General features: G+C 72.4%; 19 protein-coding genes. 11 read left to right on the plus strand and 8 right to left on the minus strand.

Annotated elements, in window-relative coordinates:
• The first annotated feature begins 102 nt into the window (after window positions 1-102).
• The gene (locus tag GA0070619_RS31725; protein ID WP_088951408.1) at window positions 103-1,188 is read left to right on the plus strand and encodes a Gfo/Idh/MocA family protein; all 1,086 of its coding nucleotides are present in this window, start codon (window positions 103-105) and stop codon (window positions 1,186-1,188) included.
• Window positions 1,189-1,297: 109 nt separating this feature from the next.
• Window positions 1,298-1,420: a hypothetical protein gene (locus GA0070619_RS33895; RefSeq protein ID WP_269458543.1), complete on the plus strand. Its 123-nt coding sequence runs from the start codon at window positions 1,298-1,300 to the stop codon at window positions 1,418-1,420.
• A 63-nt stretch (window positions 1,421-1,483) separates the two neighbouring features.
• Here the strand turns inward: GA0070619_RS33895 and GA0070619_RS31730 are convergent, their stop codons facing one another.
• Window positions 1,484-2,371: a DUF4352 domain-containing protein gene (locus GA0070619_RS31730; RefSeq protein ID WP_157744123.1), complete on the minus strand. Its 888-nt coding sequence runs from the start codon at window positions 2,369-2,371 to the stop codon at window positions 1,484-1,486.
• A 148-nt stretch (window positions 2,372-2,519) separates the two neighbouring features.
• Window positions 2,520-3,176 carry a 4'-phosphopantetheinyl transferase family protein gene (locus GA0070619_RS31735; RefSeq protein WP_088951410.1) on the minus strand — a complete coding sequence of 219 codons (657 nt, stop codon included), beginning with the start codon at window positions 3,174-3,176 and terminating at the stop codon, window positions 2,520-2,522.
• Between the two features lie 202 nt (window positions 3,177-3,378).
• Here GA0070619_RS31735 and GA0070619_RS31740 point away from each other — a divergent pair, with 202 nt between their 5' ends.
• Window positions 3,379-3,648 carry a hypothetical protein gene (locus GA0070619_RS31740; protein ID WP_088951411.1) on the plus strand — a complete coding sequence of 90 codons (270 nt, stop codon included), beginning with the start codon at window positions 3,379-3,381 and terminating at the stop codon, window positions 3,646-3,648.
• Between the two features lie 45 nt (window positions 3,649-3,693).
• On the opposite strand, the gene GA0070619_RS31745 is transcribed toward GA0070619_RS31740, so the two are convergent.
• The 3 genes from GA0070619_RS31745 to GA0070619_RS31755 all read right to left on the minus strand — a co-directional run bounded on the left by GA0070619_RS31745 (window position 3,694) and on the right by GA0070619_RS31755 (window position 7,841).
• Window positions 3,694-4,476, minus strand: a complete 783-nt coding sequence (locus GA0070619_RS31745; RefSeq protein ID WP_088951412.1) for a peptidase — start codon at window positions 4,474-4,476, stop codon at window positions 3,694-3,696.
• On the minus strand, window positions 4,476-5,759 hold the full coding sequence (locus GA0070619_RS31750) for a VWA domain-containing protein (RefSeq protein WP_088951413.1): 1,284 nt from the start codon (window positions 5,757-5,759) through the stop codon (window positions 4,476-4,478). The genes GA0070619_RS31745 and GA0070619_RS31750 overlap by 1 nt, the downstream gene beginning before the upstream one ends.
• 420 nt (window positions 5,760-6,179) lie before the next feature.
• A complete protein-coding gene (locus GA0070619_RS31755) occupies window positions 6,180-7,841 on the minus strand; it encodes a dolichyl-phosphate-mannose--protein mannosyltransferase (protein WP_406085405.1) in 1,662 nt (553 codons plus the stop codon).
• 132 nt (window positions 7,842-7,973) lie between these two features.
• On the opposite strand from GA0070619_RS31755, the gene rsmI reads away from it, so the two are divergent.
• Complete coding sequence (rsmI, locus tag GA0070619_RS31760) at window positions 7,974-8,822, plus strand: 16S rRNA (cytidine(1402)-2'-O)-methyltransferase (RefSeq protein WP_088951415.1); 849 nt, start codon at window positions 7,974-7,976, stop codon at window positions 8,820-8,822.
• 41 nt (window positions 8,823-8,863) lie between these two features.
• On the opposite strand, the gene GA0070619_RS31765 is transcribed toward rsmI, so the two are convergent.
• Window positions 8,864-9,595 (minus strand): hypothetical protein, encoded by a 732-nt coding sequence (locus GA0070619_RS31765; protein WP_088951416.1) that lies wholly within the window; start codon window positions 9,593-9,595, stop codon window positions 8,864-8,866.
• Between the two features lie 581 nt (window positions 9,596-10,176).
• On the opposite strand from GA0070619_RS31765, the gene metG reads away from it, so the two are divergent.
• Window positions 10,177-11,979 carry a methionine--tRNA ligase gene (gene metG / locus GA0070619_RS31770; protein WP_088952185.1) on the plus strand — a complete coding sequence of 601 codons (1,803 nt, stop codon included), beginning with the start codon at window positions 10,177-10,179 and terminating at the stop codon, window positions 11,977-11,979.
• A gap of 46 nt (window positions 11,980-12,025) precedes the next feature.
• Here the strand turns inward: metG and GA0070619_RS31775 are convergent, their stop codons facing one another.
• Window positions 12,026-13,273, minus strand: a complete 1,248-nt coding sequence (locus GA0070619_RS31775; RefSeq protein ID WP_088951417.1) for a hypothetical protein — start codon at window positions 13,271-13,273, stop codon at window positions 12,026-12,028.
• 235 nt (window positions 13,274-13,508) lie between these two features.
• On the opposite strand from GA0070619_RS31775, the gene GA0070619_RS31780 reads away from it, so the two are divergent.
• The 6 genes from GA0070619_RS31780 (at window position 13,509) to GA0070619_RS31805 (ending at window position 19,528) form a co-directional block, all read left to right on the plus strand.
• Window positions 13,509-14,408, plus strand: a complete 900-nt coding sequence (locus GA0070619_RS31780; RefSeq protein WP_088951418.1) for a TatD family hydrolase — start codon at window positions 13,509-13,511, stop codon at window positions 14,406-14,408.
• 46 nt (window positions 14,409-14,454) lie between these two features.
• On the plus strand, window positions 14,455-15,324 hold the full coding sequence (gene rsmA, locus GA0070619_RS31785) for a 16S rRNA (adenine(1518)-N(6)/adenine(1519)-N(6))-dimethyltransferase RsmA (RefSeq protein WP_088951419.1): 870 nt from the start codon (window positions 14,455-14,457) through the stop codon (window positions 15,322-15,324).
• Window positions 15,325-15,411: 87 nt separating this feature from the next.
• A complete protein-coding gene (locus GA0070619_RS31790; RefSeq protein ID WP_088951420.1) occupies window positions 15,412-16,362 on the plus strand; it encodes a 4-(cytidine 5'-diphospho)-2-C-methyl-D-erythritol kinase in 951 nt (316 codons plus the stop codon).
• A 120-nt stretch (window positions 16,363-16,482) separates the two neighbouring features.
• Window positions 16,483-18,291: an ABC-F family ATP-binding cassette domain-containing protein gene (locus tag GA0070619_RS31795; RefSeq protein ID WP_088951421.1), complete on the plus strand. Its 1,809-nt coding sequence runs from the start codon at window positions 16,483-16,485 to the stop codon at window positions 18,289-18,291.
• Between the two features lie 100 nt (window positions 18,292-18,391).
• Window positions 18,392-18,847, plus strand: a complete 456-nt coding sequence (locus GA0070619_RS31800) for a DUF4383 domain-containing protein (RefSeq protein ID WP_088951422.1) — start codon at window positions 18,392-18,394, stop codon at window positions 18,845-18,847.
• Window positions 18,848-19,051: 204 nt separating this feature from the next.
• Window positions 19,052-19,528, plus strand: coding sequence for a DUF4383 domain-containing protein (locus GA0070619_RS31805; RefSeq protein WP_088951423.1), 477 nt, complete (start codon window positions 19,052-19,054; stop codon window positions 19,526-19,528).
• A gap of 49 nt (window positions 19,529-19,577) precedes the next feature.
• On the opposite strand, the gene GA0070619_RS31810 is transcribed toward GA0070619_RS31805, so the two are convergent.
• The gene (locus GA0070619_RS31810; protein ID WP_088952186.1) at window positions 19,578-20,291 is read right to left on the minus strand and encodes a TetR/AcrR family transcriptional regulator; all 714 of its coding nucleotides are present in this window, start codon (window positions 20,289-20,291) and stop codon (window positions 19,578-19,580) included.
• Window positions 20,292-20,473 lie beyond the last annotated feature (182 nt).

Consider the following 20,473-nt stretch of genomic DNA (forward strand, 5'->3'; position numbering starts at 1 on the left):
CTGTCGGGCCGCGCGCAACGGGTCGATGGTCATCAGCACAACCGTAGCGAAGAAGGTGGCTGCGAAACGGTTAGCATCCGGACCTCTACGTGAGGAGCCCAGATGACTTCGGTGGCCCAGACCCGGTTCGGCATCGTCGGCAGTGGCTGGCGGGGTGAGTTCTTCCTGCGGCTGGCTCGACTGCTGCCCGATCGGATGCGGGTGACCGGGGTGGTGACGCGTACCGAATCGCGTGGTGCCGAGGTGGCGGCCGAGTGGGGCGTGCCGACCTTCCGCACGGCGGCCGAACTGCTGGCCCACGAGCGACCGGACTTCGTCATCGTGTCGGTGCCCTGGCCGGTGACTCCCGACGTGACCCGCGAGTTGGTCGCGGCCGGCGTACCGGTGCTCGCCGAGACGCCGCCCGCCCCCGACGTGGCCGGGCTGCGCTCGCTCTGGGCGGACGTCGGCCGCAGCGGTCTGGTGCAGGTCGCCGAGCAGTACCTGCTGATGCCGGGGCACGCGGCCCGCCTGGCGGTGGTCCGTGCCGGGGTGCTCGGCGAGCCGACGTCGGTGCAGATCTCCTCCACCCACCTGTACCACGCGGTGTCGCTGATCCGTGGCCTGCTCGGGGTTGGTCACGAGAGCGCCGAGGTCAGCGCGCGCGCCTTCGTCGCGCCGCTGGCCAACCCGCTGTCGCCGGCTGGCTGGAGCGGTGACGACACCCCGCAGCAGCTCTCCACGACCCTCGCGACAATCGACTTCGGCGGGCGGATGGGTTTGTACGACTTCACCGACAACCAGTGGTGGAACCCGCTGCGGACCCGCCGGTTGGTGGTGCGGGGTTCGCTCGGCGAGCTGGTGGACGACCGGGTCGTTCGCCTGGTCGACCCCACCACGCCGGTGGAGTCGTCGCTGAGCCGACGCCAGACCGGTCTCGACCTCAACCTCGAAGGGCTCGACCTGAAGCACATCAGCTTTGACGGCGACGTGGTCTATCGCAACCCGTTCGTCGGCAGTGGGATGTCCGACGACGACATCGCGGTGGCCGACATCGTGGCCCGCACCGGTGCGTGGGCGCGGGAGGAGGGCCCGGCCCCGTATCCCCTCGCCGAAGCCTGCCAGGACCACCTGATCAGTCTCGCCATCGAAGAATCCGTACGCACCGGCCGGCCGGTCGTCACCGACGCCGAGGCGTGGGCGGGGTAGACGCGCGTCTGTCTCGTCCCCGACACACCGCAACCGTGAAGCCCATCCAACTGTGCAACCGGTATCAATCACCGCCCGGAAGCGCCCGGGCCCATCACGGGGAGCAAGGATGAATCGAAGCACTCGACGCAGGATGCTCGCAGCCACCGCCACCGGTCTGCTGGCCACCTCTCTCGGCGTCCGCAACGTCCTCGCCGACCGGGTGACCCCGGTGCGCTGGACCGGCTGCTGACCCACCGACTCGCGACAGCGTGAGGCCGACCCGTCGGGGTCGGCCTCACGTCGTGTCAGCGCGTCACGGCTTCCAGGAGCCGGCGGTCTCGAACCTGTGCTGGTACTCCAGCACCCCGGACGTGTCGGGTACGTCGAACACCACGCTGCCGGTGCGCCTGGTGCCGGCGGTCAGGTCGTCGGCGGGGGGCATCGGTTTGCCGCATCCGGAGAAGGCCCCGGCGATCGCGTTGGCCTCGGTGCCGTCGGCGGCCACCCACTCGAAGAAGAGCGGGTTCGCCGAAGCGGTGCCCTTGGTGACGGTCAGTGTCACGTCGGCGATCACGTACATGCCCTCGTCGGGCTTGAGGCCGTAGGGAGCGCACGGCTTGGTGGCGGTGCTGAACTTCGTCACGGTGATCTCGATGGTGCCGCCGTCACCATCGATGACCAGGGTGTCTCCGGGTGCCATGTTGCGAGTGTCGCCGCTGGCCGTCGACGAGGGAGCTTTGGCCGACGGCTGCGCCGTGCCCCGGGTCGCCGCGGGGGTGGGACGTGCCTCGGTCACCTTGTCCGCGGCCCGGTTGGCGCCGAAGACGACCGCCACGATGGCGCCGGCGCAGCTGAGGAGGGTGAGGACGGCCGCGGTGATGGCGACGGCCACGACTGTCCTCTTGGAGCCCTGCGTCGGTGCCGCCGGCGGTGCGAGGAGTGGATGACCCGGCCCGCCGATTGCCGGGTGACCTCCGCCAGCGCCGACGTACCCACCGCCGGCCGTCGGGTACGCGGTGCCCGAGAACGGCGGCTGCGACGCGCTCCCCGCCGCGGACCACGGGCTGGGCGGCAATGGTGTCTGCGAAACCGTCGACTCGACAGTGGACTGCGGCTGTGCCGCGGGGGACGGCTGCGTCGGTGGCTCCGGGTTCGGGTGCTGGGGGTCCTGCGGCCCGGCGGGGGGCTGGGGGTGGGTCACCGTACTCCTTGACGCCTCGGTACGTGCGGTTCGGGAACCCGCCGACGCTACCGTGCGTGGCCGATCGCCCGGTCGCCGCGCCGGATTCCGTCCCACCGTCGGCGGCGACCCTCGCTTCGATCCGGTCAGCCTGGACGGTGCCCGGGAATCAGCCCAGCGGGAGCACTGCGGCGGTGCGGACCAGCCCGCCGGCGACCACGAACCGGCCGGCGATGGTTGTCGGCGGAGCCTCGACCGCCGCAGCGTCCACCCGGGCCGGTGCGATGCGGGCCGTGAACGTGCCGGCGTCCGGGTCGACGTCGAGCTGGGCGTCACGGAAGCCGAGCCACGTCCCGACCACCGGGTACCACACCTTGTAGACGGTCTCCTTGGCGCTGAACAGGACGACCGGCCAGGAGATGCCGCCGGGCAGCCGTGCGCAGAGGGCCTCCTCCTCGGGCAGCAGCACCATTCTGCGTACTCCCGGATCGACCTCGTGGTGCTGCTCGGCGTCCATTCCGACGGATCGGACATCGGTGGTGAGCGCCGTCGCGGCGGCGCAGTAGCCGGTGGTGTGGGTGATGGTGCCGACCACCCCGGCCGGCCAGACGGGCGCGCGGTCGGGGGCGGCCGGCACGGCTGTCGGTGGCAGGCCGAGACCGGTCATGGCCCGACGGGCGCAGGCCCTCCCAGCGGCGAAGTCCCGCCGACGGGTCTGCACGGCCCGCTCGCTCAGGCACGCCTGCTCGGCGGGGAGCAGTTCGCCGACCCAGTCGTCCGGCCCGGCCACGGCCACGGCGACTGTCGACGGCAGCAGGTCACGCATCGCGGCAGCCTACTGGTCGGTGGGAGCAGCGGCTCCTGTCAACCGTCAGATTTCCGACTCCCACGACGGGAGAAGGTACCGCAAAGATGTAACACCGGAGGGACGTGCAGCGCGCCCTCCCTGATGGCTCCGGGGGGACCACCATCAAGAACTGGTCGGGCAGGGCAGCCGCCAGTCCCGTGGACATCTGGAAGGACGTGCGATGACCGATGGTGCGGAACGGTCGGGGGTGCGGGTGGACGATCACGCCCCGAAGACCCCCTGCTGGAGCTGCGGCTCCTGCGGCGACGAGTGGCCGTGCGCGACGAAGCGCAGCCGGCTGCTGGCGGAGTACGGGAGTGACCGCGCGATGCTCAGCGTCTATCTGGGTTCCTGTCTCGCCGCCGCCACGGAGGATCTGCGCGCCGCGCCGGTGATGTCGCTCCAGAGTCGGTTCATCGGCTGGTTGCCACGCGGCTCCCGCCGAGGTTGAGCCGCTGGTGGCCCCACCTTCGGGCAGGGCCACCAGCGGGGCGGTTCAGCGACGCCGGGGCCGCCTGGTCACCGCGAAGCCGACGACGCCGGCCACCGCGGCGAGCACGCCGCCGATGGCGGTCCAGACCCACCGCGAGCCGAGATTCGGCAACCAGTCCGCCGGCGAGTCACCGTCGTCGCCAGCTTCCGGGTCCGCCACGGGTACGGCGTTGAGCACCGTGCCCGCCTTGGTGTTCGGCACCAGCGGCGCTGCCAACTCACCGTCGTCGGCCGAGGCGCCCCGGTCGGCGACCGTGCCGACCAGCAGGTCCACGTCGATCGGTGCGCCCAGATCCGGCTCGGGCAGATCGATCACGGAGAGCCTGATGACGTACGTGCCGGGCAGTGGATCGGCTGACCAGGGCTCCGCCCACGGTCGTACCTCGCGCAACGTGCAGCCCAGCGCCACGCTCGACGCCTTCGCGTCCACGGTCGGGGTCTGTGCCCCGGCGGTGCACGCCTGCCGCCGGCGCAGCCCGTCGAACACGTCGACCGTCCAGGTGGAGGCGCCGCTGCGCCCCTTCGGGAAGGTGACGGTGGCGGTGATCTCGTGCACCTGGCCGGCTTTCGCCGGGAACGCCCAGTAGAGGTGGTCGCCGATCGACGCGTCCACCCGTACCGGTTGCCCCGCGGCGATCGGGGTGGCGCTGAGGAACGACGTGCCGGCCCGGTTCACCGGCGTGGCGCCCGGGGAGGGGCTCGGGGCGGCGACGGCCGAGGCGGGGAGCAGCGCGGCCCCGCCGGCGGCGAGCAGCGCCGCCAGCGATCGGTTCAGGGCGGTACGCATCAGTTCTCCCTCCAGGTGGCGACCCACCAGCGGGTGAGCAGCCCGGCGATCAGGCCGGTGAGCAGCCCGGCGACGGTGAGCAGGGCGAGCAGCACCCAGCCTCGACCGAGGTCCGGGCCGTCCGGTGCCGGTGCGGCGGCGACCACGTCGATGGTCAACTCCACGGGCATGCCCGGGGTGGCCGCGGTGCCGGGGCGCGGGGCGAACGAGTTGCTCACCACCAGGCAGACGGTGGTGGGTTCGACGACCGGCGCGGAACTCTCCTCGGCCTTCGCGGCATTCTCGTCGTCGGCGCTGGCCGACCAGCGCAGCCCGGCGGAGAGCACATCGGCCCGTCCGCTGCCGGCGTCAGCGCCGCGAACCAGTTCCCGGCCGTCCGCTGCGGTGGCCCTCAGCAGGACCCCGTAGTCCCGGTTCACTCCTCGGTCCAGCGCCATGCTCACCGACGCGCGCAGCTCCTGCCCGGGGCGTACCGGCACCCGGTAGTAGCGGTGCTCGGAGAAGGCCTCCCGGTCGGCGTAGACGCCGGGGGCGAGCAGCGGCGCCGAGTCGCAGACGTTCGTGCCGCCGACCACCGTCGGGGCGCGGGTGTTCGTGTCGCCGGCCCGCTCGACGAGCTGTTTGATCCGTCCGGTCAGCTCCTCGGCGCTCTGTGCGGCGGTGTAGGTGCCGCCGGTCGCGCTGGCGATGCAGAGCAGCTGCTTTCGGACCTTCTCGTCGGGGGCCAGACCGAGGGTGTCGACGACCAGGCTGGTGCCCTGGGCGGCCAGCTCCCGGGCCACCTCGCACGGGTCCGGCGGGGCGCAGGTGTCCTCGCCGTCGGTGATCAGCACGATCCGTCGGGTGGTGGCCCCTCGGCCCAGGTCCTCCGCGGCGGAGCGCAGTGCGAGGCCGACCGGTGTGAATCCGGTCGGCCGCAGCGTCGCCACGGCAGCTTTGGCCGCGGACCGGTCCACCGGGCCGACCGGCACGATCTGCTGAGTGTCCTGGCAGCCGACCTTCTTGTCCTTGCCGCGGTAGGTCGCGCCGAGCACCCGGATGCCGAGCTGGGTCTCCGCCGGCAGCGCGTCGACGACCTCGTTGAAGGCCTGCTGGGCAACGGAGATCCGGCTGCGCCCGTCGATGTCGGCGGCGCGCATCGAGCCACTGACGTCGAGCACCAGCTCGACCCGGGGTGGCTCGGGCACCGGCTCCTCGTCGGCCTGCGCCGGGGCGGGCCCGGCCAGTGCGGTGGTCGCCAGCAGCCCGAGAAGGACCGCCGTCGATCGTCTGAAGTTGATCACGGCCCGCAGTGTAGTGAGATCCACTTTGGATGATCGTCTGGGTGGGCGTGGATCGGACCCCGGTGCCTCCGGCCAGGTCGATGACCACCTCCGACCTTGCTTTTCCGCGCTCTGGGTCCACGCCAGGTCACCCTCGGTCAACTGCAGGCGGGTACGAGTCGGCCCGGCCACCATCCGTCGGAAATCTGACCCAAGTTGACCCGTTGTGCCGGTGGTGCGCGGTGGTTAAGCTCTTCATGCGCGCCCCAATCGCCCGCTTCCCCCGTGGCAGGCGATCGGGGCGCGCGTCTTTGTCGAAAGGCCCCGCAAGGTCACAGTGCCCGCAGGGGTCGCAGTGCCCGCAGGGTCACAGAAGGGCCCGCACGCTTCGGCGTGCGGGCCCTTCTCCGTCGCGCTGTGCGGCGCGTCGCCTGTCGGTGCTTATATCCACCGACCGTCGAGCCACATCCGGGACAGCCAGTCCGAGTACGGAATCACCTTGCCGACGAAGATCGGATAGAAGTACGCGAAGCAGAGCCCCACCAGCAGCACGTACGCCCCGGCCGCGATGCTGCCCACCAGTCGACGTTCGTAGCTCGGGTCGCCGGGCACCAGCGGTGCCACCTCACCCACGTCACCCCCGGCGGGCGCGATCAGCGCGCCGAGCACGTACACCACGGCAAGCACCAGGAACGGCAGCGCTGGCGCGGCGTAGAACGAGAACATCGTGCGGCCGTCGAGAGCGAACCAGAACCAGGGCAGCAGCCCGGCCGCCACGGTCAGCAGGATCGCGCCGGCCCGCCAGTCGCGGCGGGCCAGACCCAGCCAGGCCAGCGCCGCCAGGGCGGGCAGGAACGACCACCAGAGCAGTGGGGTGCCGAGCAGCAGGATCTCGGAGGCGCAGGTCGGTGCGCCGCAGGCGCCGTCACCGGACCAGTGGAACGCCACCGGCCGGCCGAGCAGCAGCCACTGCCACGGCCACGACTGGTATTTGTGCGCGTCGTCGAGCTGGGCGTGGAAGCCGTACGCCGCCCGGTGGTATTCGAAGAGGTTGATCAGGGGCCCGATCACCGGGCGGTCGCTGAGCGGGGCGCTCGGGTAGGCCGACGCGAGCCGGTAGTAGCCGTCGTCGGTGAGCAGCCAGCCCGACCAGGTGGCGACATAGGTGGCCAGCATGAGCACACCGGCGAGGACCAGCCAGGGCAGCTCGTCGAGCACTGTGTCCCGCCAGGGCCGGCGGACCCCCGCCGAGCGGCGGACGCCGACCTCCCAGAGGATCACCAGCAGCGCGAAGACCGGTACGAAATACAGAGCGCTCCACTTGACCGCGCAGGCGCAGCCGATCAACACCCCGGCTGCCAGCCGCCACCACGGCCAGGTGCGCCAACCGGTCGGCGGCCGGCCGGCACGGCCCGGTTGGCTCGGGTCGAGCCCGTCGTCCAGGGCCCGCGCCCAGCGCCTGCGGCGGGCATCCCGATCGAGCACCAACGCGCCGAACGCGGCCAGCACGAAGAAGAGCAGGAAGATGTCGAGCAGCGCAGCGCGGGACAGCACCAGGTGGAAGCCGTCCAGGGCGAGCAGCAGGCCGGCTGCGCAGCCGAGCACCGTCGAGCGGAACATCCGCCGACCGATGCGGACCAGCAGCAACACCGACAGGGTGCCGATCACGGCCGCCGAGAACCGCCAGCCGAACTCCGGCGCGGTGGTCATCAGGTGCCCGGGGACGGAGACCTTCGAATCCGCGTCCTGGTAGCCGAAGGCCCACTCGCCGAGGCCGATCAGCCACTTGCCCAGCGGCGGGTGCACGACGTACGACGGGACGTTGTCCTTGTAGTTCCACTCGACGCCGCGGGAGATCAGCCCGTAGCCGTCCTTGGCGTAGTAGGTCTCGTCGAAGATCTTGCCCTTCGGGCTGGACAGCCCGACGAAGCGCAGGATCGCCGCGATGGTCACCACCACCGCCGTGGCCAGCCAGGAGAACCGGTCCACCTGGCTGTCGACGGTGGCGAACCTTCGCCGGAGCGCGGCGGACGCGCCACCGCCACCGGCACTCGGTGCCGCCGGCTCCTGGTTGGGGCTGGGCTCGCCCGTCACCTCGACCATCTTGGCAGGCTCGGCGCTCGGGCTCTGCGCTGTCGACGCACTCGTCACCCGGCGATCGTAGGCTGCCAAGGTGTCCTGTGGCGCCCGTCGTCCCTGATACCGGTATTCGCTGTCGATGAAGGAGACGAATTCGTGGGTGAAAAGTCCGAAGCTGGGCGCCTGATCCTGCTCGGTGCCCCGCTCGGCAACCCCGCCGACGCCTCGGCCCGGCTCCGGGAGGTGCTGAGCACCGCCGACGTGGTCGCGGCCGAGGACACTCGCCGGCTGACCCGGCTGGCCCGCGACCTCGACATCACAGTCGGCGGCCGGATCGTCTCCTACTTCGAGGGCAACGAGGAGCGGCGAACCCCCGAGCTGGTCGAGGTCATCCTGAGCGGATACGTGGTGGCACTGGTCACCGACGGGGGGATGCCGAGCGTCTCCGACCCCGGCTACCGGCTGGTCCGGGCCGCACTGGACGTCGGGGCGCCGGTCACCGTCGCCCCCGGGCCCAGCGCGGTCACCACCGCGCTGGCGGTCTCCGGGTTGCCCTGTGACCGGTTCTGCTTCGAGGGCTTCCTGCCCCGCACCCCCGGCGCCCGGCGAACCCGCCTGCGCGCGCTCGCCGCCGAGGAACGGACGCTGGTCTTCTTCGAGGCCCCGCACCGGATCGGTGCGGCTCTCACCGACCTCGCCGACACGTTCGGCGCGGACCGGCCAGCCGCACTCTGCCGGGAGCTCACCAAGACCTACGAGGAGGTGCTCCGCCGTCCCCTCGGCGAGCTGGCCCGGTGGGCCGCCGAGGGAGACCCGCGCGGCGAGATCACTCTGGTGGTGGCTGGTGCGCCGGTGATCGCCCCGGAACGCCCCGACGACGACACCCTGCGCGCGGCCGTCGCCGAGCGGGAGGCCGCCGGCCGGTCCCGCCGGGACGCCATCACCGACGTCGCCACCGAGTACGCGCTGCGCCGGCGCGACGTCTACACCATCGTGCACAGCTGACCCGGGCGCCCGGCCGTGCCGGGGTTCACCGGGTGACGCGCTCACCAGGCGAAGGCCAGGAAGCCGACGGTGATCAGCACGGGGCCGGCGACGGCCGCTGTCACGGCCCAGCGACGGTGCCGACGGCCGGGCAGCCGGGCCGACCCGGTCCACCGGACGATGCCGGCCGTGCAGGCCAGCACCACCAGCAGACCGGGCAGCCAGAGCAGGTGCCGGCCCACGCCGGTGTCCGCGTACGCGGTGCCGGCGTCCGGGCCCGTCATCCGTGCCGGCACCGGTGTACCGCTCGCGTTCTCCCCGGCGGGTACGCCGCTGACCCGTACGCCGTGCGCGATGAACCGCCCGTCGTCGGCCGTGAACGTCCCCCGACACCGTTGGGTGAGCCCGTCACCGGTGCAGCCGTCGAGCACCACAGTGCCCACCCGGGCGTGCCCGACGGCGAGCCAGAACGGGCCGGCGCTGACCCAGGCGAAGAAGGCCGCCACCAGGCTCAGCGTCACCAGCGCGGCCAGCCCGGGCAGAGGATCGGGCGGTGGGGCCGTACGGCTCGGTGCGCGGCGGCCCACCGGGCGGAAGCCGCGGTCCCCCGACGGCGCCGGGTCCTCCCGCACCGGGGTGCCGTCCCAGTGCACCTCCTCGATCGGCGCCCAGAAGGCAGCGACGTCGTCCGGCGTGTCACCGTCGGACCGGCCCTCCCGTTGCAGGCGGCTCTGCTGGCGGACGGGCACTCGACGTGGCACCGCGTCCACCGGCGCGCCGGTGGTGGGTTCCATCTCGACGGCCTCCGTGGCGGCGGGTGCCGAGCCGACCGGGGGGCCTGATGAGCCGGGTCGGGCCGGGCTCGGTGCGGGTGCCGCCGGGGTCGGCCGGGCCGGCGTGGGTACCGGCGCGCCCGGCGTGGGCCGGGCCGGGGTGGCGGTGCGCTCCGCAGCCTCCTCCCGCCCCGATGTGACCGCCTGCCCCGACGGCCTGGCCTGCTGCTCCTCGGGCCGGTCGGCGCCGGGCCGCGGGGCGGGGCTCGGTCGCGGGCTGGGACTGGGGCGCGACGCGGAACCCGCGTCGGCTCCGGGCACCAACCGGGGCTGGGGTGCTACCCCGGCACTCCGGGGCGAGGCGGGGTCGGGGCCAGGGTCGTCGCCGACCGTCGGGCCGGTGCGAGGGTCCTCGTGGTCCCGTGCCGCTCGTCTGCCAGTCACGACGTTCATTGCACACCGGTCCGGGAGGCGGAACGGGCAGCTCGACCGCGTGTCGGCGACAAATCGGACCAATGGTGGAGGTGGTCCGGCCGGTCCGCCGGCCCGGCACCCCCCATTGGTTCGCGGTCGCCCCTGGCGGGTCACTAGGCTTGCTGCTCATGAGTCACGTTCTCGCGGCAGTGGCCTGGCCGTACGCCAACGGCCCCCGCCACATCGGCCACGTCTCCGGTTTCGGCGTTCCCTCCGACGTCTTCGCCCGGTACATGCGGATGGCCGGCCACGACGTGCTCATGGTCTCCGGCACCGACGAGCACGGCACCCCGATCCAGGTGCAGGCCGACGCCGACGGGGTGACCCCGCGCGAGCTGGCCGACCGGTACAACAGGGTGATCGTCGAGGACCTGCACGGCCTGGGTCTCTCCTACGACCTGTTCACCCGCACCACCACCCGTAACCACTACGCGGTGGTGCAGGAGTTGTTCGAGGGGATGTACCGCAACGGCTACATCGTGCCGAAGACCACCATGGGCGCGATCTCCCCGTCCACCGGCCGCACCCTGCCCGACCGTTACATCGAGGGCACCTGCCCGATCTGCGGGTACGACAGCGCCCGGGGCGACCAGTGCGACAACTGCGGCAACCAGCTCGACCCGATTGACCTGATCGACCCGAAGTCACGGATCAACGGGGAGACCCCGAAGTTCGTCGAGACCGAACACTTCTTCCTGGACCTGCCCGCGCTGGCCGAGGTGCTGCGGCAGTGGCTGGACACCCGGGAGGGGTGGCGGCCCAACGTGCTGCGGTTCTCCCGCAACCTGCTCGACGACCTCCAGCCCCGGGCGATCACCCGTGACCTGGAGTGGGGCGTTCCGATCCCGCTGGACGGCTGGCGGGACCGGCCGGACAAGCGGATCTACGTCTGGTTCGACGCGGTGATCGGCTACCTGTCCGCCTCGATCGAGTGGGCCCGCCGCTCCGGCGACCCGGAGGCGTGGCGGCAGTACTGGTCCGCCGACGGTGCCGGTAAGGACTCCCAGTCCTACTACTTCATGGGCAAGGACAACATCGTCTTCCACTCGGTCATCTGGCCGGCGCTGCTCTCCGGATACTCCGGCGAGGGCTCCCGCGACGGTGCGCCGGGCGAGCTGGGTCGGCTCAACCTGCCCACCGAGGTGGTGTCGAGCGAATACCTGACCATGGAGGGGCGCAAGTTCTCCTCGTCGCGCAAGGTGGTCATCTACGTTCGTGACTTCCTGGAGCGCTACGACGCCGACGCGCTGCGATACTTCATCGCCGCCGCCGGCCCGGAGAGCAACGACACCGACTTCACCTGGGCCGAGTTCCTCCGCCGCAACAACGACGAGCTGGTCGCCGGCTGGGGCAACCTGGTCAACCGGTGCGTCTCGATGGCGGCGAAGAACTTCGGCGAGATCCCGCCGGTCGACCCGGCCGGGCTCACCGAGGCCGACGAGGCGCTGCTCGCGACCTCTCGGGCCGGCTTCGCCACAGTGGGCGACCTGATCGGCCGGCACCGGCAGAAGCAGGCCATCGGTGAGGCCATGAGGGTGGTCGCCGAGGCCAACAGATACCTCTCCGAGCAGGCCCCGTGGAAGCTCAAGGGCGAGGCGGAGAAGCCCCGGATGGGCACCATCCTGCACGTCGCCCTCCAGGTGATCAGCGACGCGAACACGCTGCTCACCCCGTTCCTGCCGCACTCGGCTCAGCAGGTGCACGAGCTGCTCGGCGGCACCGGTGTGCACGCCCCGATGCCCGTCATCGAGCAGGTCGACGACCTGGACGGCGGGCCGTCGTACCCGGTGCTCACCGGGGACTACACCGTCGGCGCGCGCTGGGAGTCGGTGTCGATCGAGGCGGGCCGGCCGCTGGCAGCGCCGAAGCCGGTGTTCCGCAAGCTCGACCCGTCGATCGTCGACGAGGAGCTGGCCCGACTGGCCGACTGAGCGCACGACGCCCCCCGGCGGCAGGGCATCCGGCCGCCGGGGGACGTCACATCACGTACCGGGTGTCCATCACCTGGTCGTCGCTCACCTCGGCGCCCGGTGCCCAGGTCTCGTAGATGCCGCGGTCGTGACACTGCGCGCCGGTGGCGACCACGGTGTCCGGGTCCGGGAAGCGCAGCCGCAGCCGCAGCCAGCCGGCTTCCTCGCGCAGCACCAGGCACGGCACGCCCCGCCACTGGGCGAACCGGAGCCGTCGGGCCACCGCGTCCACCGGGTAGCGGGCCGCCCGGGTCATCGCCAACACCCGGAACCCGCCGGGCAGGTCGGCCACCGCCTCGTACTCGGTGTCGCCGTAGAGGCCCACCAACTGTGTGGAGCGCAGAGCGTCGCCGGTCGGCACGTACTCCTGGTCGGGGGAGAGGCCCGGCACCGCGGCGAGCAGGTGCCGCCACTGCGGACCCACCATCCGCAGCCAACCGCGCTGCTCCGCCTGGTACGTGTAGAGCACGACCTCCACCCCCTCGGCGGGGTAGGCGAGCAGGGTGGCGTTCGCCGGCATCGGCAGGTCGGCGAAGTCCCGGGTGATGAACTCGGGGATGAGCTGACCGTTGCTCGGCACGAAGCCGGTGCCCAGCACCGGTGGGCCCAGCCGGTCCCGGGCGGCCAGCGCGGTCAGACCGCGGTGCGTCTCGCCGACCGGCACGTCGTAGTCGCCCGGGTCCGCGGCCCGCCAACGCAGCGCGTACGCGACGTCCGAGCCTTCCCGCCCGGCGTCACCGTCGGTGCGCAGCACCGTGGTCGCGGTCGGCGTACGCAGGTGCGCCACGTCGTGCTCGCGGAAGCAGAAGCCGTGCGGCAGCCAGCCCCGCACGTACCCGGCGAGCTGCCGGGCGGAGAGCACCTTCACCATCCGGGTGCCCCTCCGCACCACCGCCGAGGCACGCACCGCGGTCAGGACGGGGTCGCCCGCCGCGGACGGCTGCTGGCTGAGCTGGTGTACGTGCGTCCAACCGCGTTCCCGGTGCGCCGGCATCATCAGCGGCGTCTCCGGCTCCTCGGCCGGCTCGACCGCCCCGTGCACCGCGCTCGCCTCGGTGACGTGCACGAACCGGCGCCACGGCAGGGCGCTGCCCGGTCGGGGCGCCCGCTCGAAGCCGGCCACCTCCTCGGCGCTGAACAGCTCGTACGCGGCGCCCCGGGCGATCTCCTCGGCCGGGTACACGCCGCCGCCGAACGCCACGCGCAGCCCGGTACGTTCGCCGGCCGCGCCGCTCGCGTGAGGTGTGACGCTCACGCCACGGCCTCGCTCCGCTCGGCAGCGGCATGAGACGCCACGCTGCTGTGCCTCAGGGTTCGCTCGCTGCGCTCGCTCACGTCGCCGCCTCGCTGCGCTCGGCAGCGGCGTGAGACGCCTCGCTGCTGTGCCTCAGGGTTCGCTCGCTGCGCTCGCTCACCCGGCGACGGTAGAGTCGCGCGGCGTAGTCGAGGTGAACGTCGGGTGGCGGGCAGATGGCCAGGCCCGGTGTGTGATGCTGTCGCTGATGAGCGAGCCCACTGAATCCCGCCGAGAGCGTGCCGCCCGGCGGGCCGGAGAGTTTCCGCCCGCCCCCGAGCCGCTGCCCCGGCCGGTGCTGGACAGCCACACCCACCTGGACATCACCGTCAGCGAGGCCGGCGTGCCCGGCGGCGGGCCATCCGACGACCCGGTGGGCACGGCGATCGCGCTGGCCACCAAGGTCGGCGTGGACCGGCTGGTCCAGGTGGGCGTGGACGTCGCCTCCTCACGGTGGGGCGCGGACGCCGCCGACCGGTACCCCGCGGTGCTGGCCACCGTCGCGCTGCACCCCAACGAGGCGCCCCGCCTCACCGACCTCGACGAGGCGCTGCGGCAGATCGAGTCGCTGGCCGCCCGCGACCGGGTCCGGGGGATCGGCGAGACCGGGATGGACTTCTTCCGGACCGGCGACGACGGGCGTGCTGCGCAGGAGCACAGCTTCCGGGCGCACATCGCCATCGCCAAGCGGTACGGCAAGGCGCTGGTCATCCACGACCGGGACGCGCACGCGGACGTGCTGCGGATCCTCGACGACGAGGGCGCTCCCGACCGGGTGGTGCTGCACTGCTTCTCCGGTGACGCCGACTTCGCCCGCGAGTGCGTCCGCCGGGGCTACCTGCTCAGCTTCGCCGGCACCGTCACCTTCGGCAGCGCCACCGCGCTGCGCGAAGCCGCAGCACTCACCCCGGTCGACCAGATCCTGGTGGAGACCGACGCCCCGTACCTCACCCCGACGCCGCACCGCGGCCGGCCGAACGCCTCGTACCTGATCCCGCTGACCGTCCGCGCGCTCGCCGCGACCACCGGCAGTGACCTGGACGAGCTGTGCGCGGCCATCTCCGCCACCGGCGACCGTGCCTTCGGGCCGTGGTGAGCCCGGGCCGGCGGTCGGCCCCGACGTCGCCGCTACGCTGCCAGGCATGACCGGTCTCCTCGGCCCGGCGGAGATCCGGGAACTCGCCGCCCGGCTGGGCGTCGCGCCCACCAAGAAGCTGGGCCAGAACTTCGTGCACGACCCGAACACCGTGCGCCGGATCGTCACCGCCGCCGGGCTGACCCCCGACGACGTGGCCCTGGAGGTGGGCCCCGGCCTCGGCTCGCTGACCCTGGGGCTGCTGCCGGTCGCCGGGCACGTGCACGCCGTGGAGATCGACCCGGTGCTCGCCGGGGCGCTGCCGGAGACCGCCGCGCGGCACGCCGGGGCGGACGCCGACCGGCTCACCGTGCACCGCGCGGACGCCCTGCGCATCCACTCCGCCGAGCTGGCCGATCCACCGCCGACCGCGCTGGTCGCGAACCTGCCCTACAACGTGGCAGTGCCCGTGGTGCTGCACCTGCTCGCCGTGCTGCCCACCCTGCGGCACGGCCTGGTCATGGTGCAGAAGGAGGTCGCCGACCGGCTGGTCGCCGGTCCCGGCTCCAAGGTGTACGGCATTCCGTCGGTCAAGCTCGCCTGGTACGCCCACGCCCGGGGCGCCGGCAAGGTGCCTCCGAACGTGTTCTGGCCGGTGCCCAACGTCGACTCCGGTCTGGTCGCCTTCACCTGCCACGAACCGCCCCGAACCGACGTACCCCGGGAACGGGTTTTCGCCGTGGTCGACGCGGCGTTCGCGCAGCGGCGCAAGACGCTGCGCGCCGCGCTCGCGGGTTGGGCCGGTAGCGCGGACCGGGCCGCCGCCGCGCTCACCGCGGCCGGCGTCGACCCCGGCGCCCGGGGGGAGTCACTGACCGTCGAGCAGTTCGCCGCCATCGCCGCGTCGGCTCCGGTCGGTACGCCGGCCGCGAAGTAGGCTGACGCCCGTGCCCGCCGAGGACGCCGAGGAGCAGATTGTGGCCAACCCCTTCGACATCCGCCTGCGCGTACGGGACCTCACCCCGTGACCGAGGCCTGGCGACCGGACGGCGAGGACGAGCGACGCGGGTCCGTCGGGCCGGTGAAGGTCCGGGTGCCCGCGAAGGTCAATCTGCACCTCGGGGTGGGCCCGTTGCGCCGCGACGGCTACCACGAGCTCAACACGATCTACCACGCCATCTCGATCTACGACGAGCTGACGGCCCGTCGGGGTGACACCCTCGCCCTGACCATGGAGGGTGAGGGCACCGGCGAGCTGGCCCTGGACGACACCAACCTGGTGATCCGCGCGGCGCACGCCCTCGCCGGGTACGCGGGCGTGCTGCCACACGCCCGGCTGCACCTGCGCAAGCAGATCCCGCTCGCCGGTGGGCTGGCCGGCGGCAGCGCCGACGCCGCCGCCGCTCTGGTGGCCTGCGACGCGCTCTGGGGCACCGGGCTGTCCCGCGACGAGCTGGCCGGGATCGCCGCCGACCTCGGCTCCGACGTGCCATTCCTGATCTACGGTGGCACCGCGTTGGGCACCGGCCGGGGCGAGGCGATCAGCCCCGTGCTGGCCCGCCCGACCTCCTGGCACTGGGTGGTGGCGATCGCCGACGGGGGCCTCTCCACTCCGGCCGCGTACCGCGAGTTGGACCGGCTGCGCGACTCCGGCGCCGCCGGCACCCCACTGGGCTCCACCGACGCGTTGCTGGGCGCGCTGCGTCAGCGCGACCCCCGGGTGCTCGCCCGGACGCTCGGCAACGATCTTCAGGACGCCGCGCTGGCCATGCGCCCGGCGCTGGCCGACACCCTCAAGGCCGGCGAGGCGGCCGGCGCGCTCACCGGGATCGTCTCCGGCTCCGGCCCGACCTGTGTGTTCCTCACCGCCGACGCGGCCGACGCGGAGCGGATCGCCGCCGAGCTGAACGCCGCTGGTGTGTGCCGGGAGGCGCGGGTCGCGCACGGCCCGGTCGTCGGCGCCCGCGTCGGCTGACGGGTCGTCCCACCCGGCCTGCGGGCGCGCGGCGCGGGTGTCCGGGGCGTCCGCGTACCCTTGAGACAGGCGTCCAGGTGCCCGCCGGCACCGGGACGCCTTGATCATGAAGGGTGGAACGTGGCGAACATCGTCAATCTGGACCGGGTGTCCAAGGGGTACGGCGCCGCCGGGCGGCTGCTCACGGACGTCTCGCTCGGTCTGGACGACGCCGACCGGATCGGCGTGGTCGGCCTCAACGGCGCCGGCAAGTCCACCCTGCTGCGGCTGCTCACCAAGCAGGAGGACCCCGACGACGGCCGGGTGACCCACCGCCGCGACCTGCGCGCGCTCTGGCTGCCGCAGCAGCTCACGCTCGCCCCCGACGCCACCGTCCGGGACGTCGTGCTCGGCACCGCCTGGCTCAACGAGGGCATGGGCGCCGAGCACGAGTGGGCCGGCGACGCCGGCGTCCGCGGCATCCTCGACGGCCTCGGCATGCCGCACCTCGGCCTCGACCAGCCGGTCGGCCCGATGTCCGGTGGCGAACGCCGCCGGGTGGCGCTCGCCGCGCTGCTCGTCCGCGACTCCGACCTGCTCATCCTCGACGAGCCCACCAACCACCTCGACGTCGGCGGTGTCGACTGGCTGGCCCGGCACCTGGTCGGCCGCAAGGGCGCCCTGGTCGTGGTCACCCACGACCGGTGGTTCCTGGACGCGGTCTGCACCACCACCTGGGAGGTCGCCGACCAGACCGTTCGCGCCTACGAGGGCGGATTCGCCGCCTGGACCCTCGCCCGCGCCGAGCGCGAGCGCGTCGCCGCCGCCACCGAGGCCCGCCGGCAGAACCTGCTCCGCAAGGAGATCGCCTGGCTGCGCCGTGGCCCGCCGGCCCGGACGTCCAAGCCCCAGTTCCGCATCGACGCCGCGAACGCGTTGATCGCCGACGTGCCGCCGGCGCGGGACACCATGTCCCTGCAGCGCATGGCCACCTCGCGGCTCGGCAAGCAGGTGTACGACCTGGAGAACGTCGAGCTGCACGCTGGCCCCAAGGAGATCCTGCGCGACGTCACCTGGCTGGTCGGCCCCGGTGACCGGATCGCCATCCTCGGTGCCAACGGCGCCGGCAAGACCACGCTGTTGCGGATGCTCGCCGGCATCACCCGTCCCGACGGTGGCCGCCTCGGGACCGGCTCCACCGTGCGGCCCGCGTTCCTCTCCCAGGAGCTCACCGAGCTGCCCGGGCACCTGCGGGTGCTGGAAGCCGTCGAGGAGGTCGCCCGCCGGGTCCAGCTCGGTGACCGGGAGGTCTCCGCCGCGCAGCTCGCCGAGGTGTTCGGCTTCGACGACCGCCGACTCTGGACCCCGGTCAGTGACCTCTCCGGTGGGGAACGCCGCCGGTTGCAGATGCTGCGGCTGCTCGCCGGCGAGCCCAACGTGCTGCTCTTCGACGAGCCCACCAACGACCTCGACACCGACACCCTCGCCTCGCTGGAGGACCTGCTCGACTCGTGGCCTGGCACGATCATCGTGGCGAGCCACGACCGCTACCTGATCGAGCGGGTCACCGACACGGCGTACGGGATGTTCGGCGACGGTCGCCTGGTGCACCTGCCGGGCGGGGTGGACGAGTACCTTGCCCGGACGGCCGAGCGGGCCGGCTCCGCCCCCCGGGTCGGCGTGAACCCGACCGCCGCGCCCACCGGCCCGAGCGCGGGTGGCATGTCCGCTGCCGAGGTCCGCCAGGCCCGCAAGGAGCTGAGCCGGCTGGAACGGCAGCTCGGCAAACTCGACCAGCGCGAGACGACGCTGCTCGGTCAGCTCGCGGCGGACGCCACCGACTATGCCCGGGTGGCCGAGTTGGACACACAGCTCAAGGATCTGCGCGCCGAGCGGGAGCGGATCGAGGAGAGCTGGATGACCCTCGCCGAGGACCTGCCGGAGAGCTGACCGGGCCGGGCACGCCGGGCGAGGACCGTGTGCGGCGTCACACCGCCACATGCGAGACAATCGTCGGTGACACCTACCCCACGGCGTTGGAGACACAGACATGGCACACACCCCCGTCAACCACCCCGCGCGGCCGATCTACCGGGCGATCGGCGGGCTGACCGGTCTGTACCTGGTGGTCTTCGGTGTGCTCGGCATCATCGCGAGCATGGGCGACGAGATCCTCGCCCAGGACGACACCCGGGTCCTCGGTCAGGGCACCAACCTCGGCTTCTCGCTGCTCAGCGTGCTGCTCGGGATCATCGTGCTGGTCGGCACGGCCCTCGGCCGCAACATCGACGTGGCGATCAACCAGTGGCTGGCGTACGCCCTGATGGTGATCGGCCTGGCTGGTCTCGCGTTCATCCGGACCGACGCCAACATCTTCAACTTCAGCATCACCACCGTGGTCGTGGTGCTGGCGGCGTCCCTGGTGCTGCTGATGGTCGGCATGTACGGCAAGGTCGGGTCCGAGGATGAGGCGGAGGCGTTCCAGAAGGCTCGTCTCGTTCTCTGAGCTGTTTGGTTGGTTGCGGTGGTGGTTTTCGCCGGAGCCCGAGCTGCTCCGGGCGGTCAGGCTTGATCCCTGCGCAGCTCGGGCTCCGGCGAAAACCTGACCTGGTCCTGCCTGTCGGCGGACCTCCGCCATTGTGGTTTTCCGGACAGTCGGCTCTGCCTGGGCGACAATCCTCCTGAAACGGTTGATTCAGGGGGTCTCGGTATGCCGCACTTTCCGGTGAACCATCCGGCACGGCCGCTCTACCGGGTCCTGTCCGGTCTGATCGGCGTCTACATCCTGGTCTTCGGCGTCTGGGGCGTCGCGGAGACGATCGGTGACCCGCTCTTCGCCCGGACCAGCACCTGGGCCCTCGGACTCCGGACCAACCTGGCCTTCTCGCTCGCCTCGGTGATCTTCGGTGTCGTCCTGATCATCGGGGCGTCGCGGCGCAGCAACCTCGGCCACTACATGAACCTCATCGCCGGTGTCGTGTTCCTGGTGACCAGCATCCTGATGATGTCCGTGCTCCAGACCGAGGCGAACTTCCTCAACTTCTCGATGTCGACAGTGGTGGTGTCGATGCTGTTCGGCCTGATCCTGCTCGGCACCGGCCTGTACGACAAGATCGGCCCACCGGAGCACGCGGAGGCGGAGCTGGAGCGCCGCAAACACCCGGTGGCCGACGCGCACCGCCGCTGATCGGGCTCAACGGCGCCGGCCGTTCATCGGGCTCAACGGCGCCGGCCGTTCATCGGGCTGAGGGGCGCCGGCTGGTGATCAGCGTCGGCTTCGCCTCCAGGTGCGACAACCCGTTCCAGGCCAGGTTGACCAGGTGCGCCGCCACTGTCTCCTTGCGCGGCTTGCGGACCTCCAGCCACCAGCGCCCGGTCAGTGCCACCATGCCGACCAGCGCCTGCGAGTACAGCTCGGCGAGCTTCGGGTCGTACCCCCGGCTCTTGAACTCGGCGCCCAGGATGTGCTCGACCTGGTGGGCCACGTCGTTCATCACGCTGCTGAAGTTGGCAGTGCCGGCCATCAGCGGCGACTCGCGGACCAGCACCCGGAAGCCGCTGGCGTCCTCCTCGATGTAGCCCAGCAGGGCCAACGCCGCCTGCTCCAGGAGCTCTCGGGGGTGCCCGGCGGTCAACGCCGTGGTGATCCGGTCCAGCAGGGCGCGGACCTCGCGGTCCACCACGACCGCGTAGAGGCCTTCCTTGCCGCCGAAGTGCTCGTATACCACCGGCTTGGAGACCTTGGCGCGGGCCGCCACCTCCTCGATCGAGGTGGCGTCGAACCCGCGCTCGGCGAAGAGCTGCCGGCCGGTCGCGATCAACTGCTCCCGCCGCTGGGCCGCCGACATGCGGACCCGGGAGGCGGGTTTGGCCTTGGGTGCCGCGGCCGGGGCCGGCGGCGTCACCCGTCGGCCGCCGGCACCGGCATCGCCGTCACTGACCTCGGGCATGTCGCCGCCTCGCTGGCGCTCGGTGACGCCCTGCCGTGGAATGGTGCCTCCGCTGTGCCCGTTCACGTCGTCGCCTCACTGTCGGGCGGTGCGACCGCCCTGCCGCGCCGTCCGACCGTACCCGGATCGGGCCCGGCTCCCCGTCTGCCGAGCCGTCCGGTCCCCCCGCGTGGCTCGGTCAC

The sequence above is a fragment of the Micromonospora zamorensis genome (genome assembly GCF_900090275.1).
GTDB classification, from domain to species: Bacteria; Actinomycetota; Actinomycetes; order Mycobacteriales; family Micromonosporaceae; genus Micromonospora; species Micromonospora zamorensis.

Coding starts and splice junctions, on each gene's coding strand:
- rsmA (WP_088951419.1), top strand. CDS start 14,455: ATGACCGGTCTCCTCGGCCCGGCGGAGATCCGGGAACTCGCCGCCCGG.
- GA0070619_RS31755 (WP_406085405.1), bottom strand. CDS start 7,841: ATGGTCGAGGTGACGGGCGAGCCCAGCCCCAACCAGGAGCCGGCGGCA.
- GA0070619_RS31745 (WP_088951412.1), bottom strand. CDS start 4,476: ATGCGTACCGCCCTGAACCGATCGCTGGCGGCGCTGCTCGCCGCCGGC.
- GA0070619_RS31780 (WP_088951418.1), top strand. CDS start 13,509: ATGCTGTCGCTGATGAGCGAGCCCACTGAATCCCGCCGAGAGCGTGCC.
- GA0070619_RS31800 (WP_088951422.1), top strand. CDS start 18,392: ATGGCACACACCCCCGTCAACCACCCCGCGCGGCCGATCTACCGGGCG.
- GA0070619_RS33895 (WP_269458543.1), top strand. CDS start 1,298: ATGAATCGAAGCACTCGACGCAGGATGCTCGCAGCCACCGCCACCGGT.
- metG (WP_088952185.1), top strand. CDS start 10,177: ATGAGTCACGTTCTCGCGGCAGTGGCCTGGCCGTACGCCAACGGCCCC.
- GA0070619_RS31725 (WP_088951408.1), top strand. CDS start 103: ATGACTTCGGTGGCCCAGACCCGGTTCGGCATCGTCGGCAGTGGCTGG.
- GA0070619_RS31810 (WP_088952186.1), bottom strand. CDS start 20,291: ATGCCCGAGGTCAGTGACGGCGATGCCGGTGCCGGCGGCCGACGGGTG.
- GA0070619_RS31735 (WP_088951410.1), bottom strand. CDS start 3,176: ATGCGTGACCTGCTGCCGTCGACAGTCGCCGTGGCCGTGGCCGGGCCG.
- GA0070619_RS31805 (WP_088951423.1), top strand. CDS start 19,052: ATGCCGCACTTTCCGGTGAACCATCCGGCACGGCCGCTCTACCGGGTC.
- GA0070619_RS31765 (WP_088951416.1), bottom strand. CDS start 9,595: ATGGAACCCACCACCGGCGCGCCGGTGGACGCGGTGCCACGTCGAGTG.
- GA0070619_RS31740 (WP_088951411.1), top strand. CDS start 3,379: ATGACCGATGGTGCGGAACGGTCGGGGGTGCGGGTGGACGATCACGCC.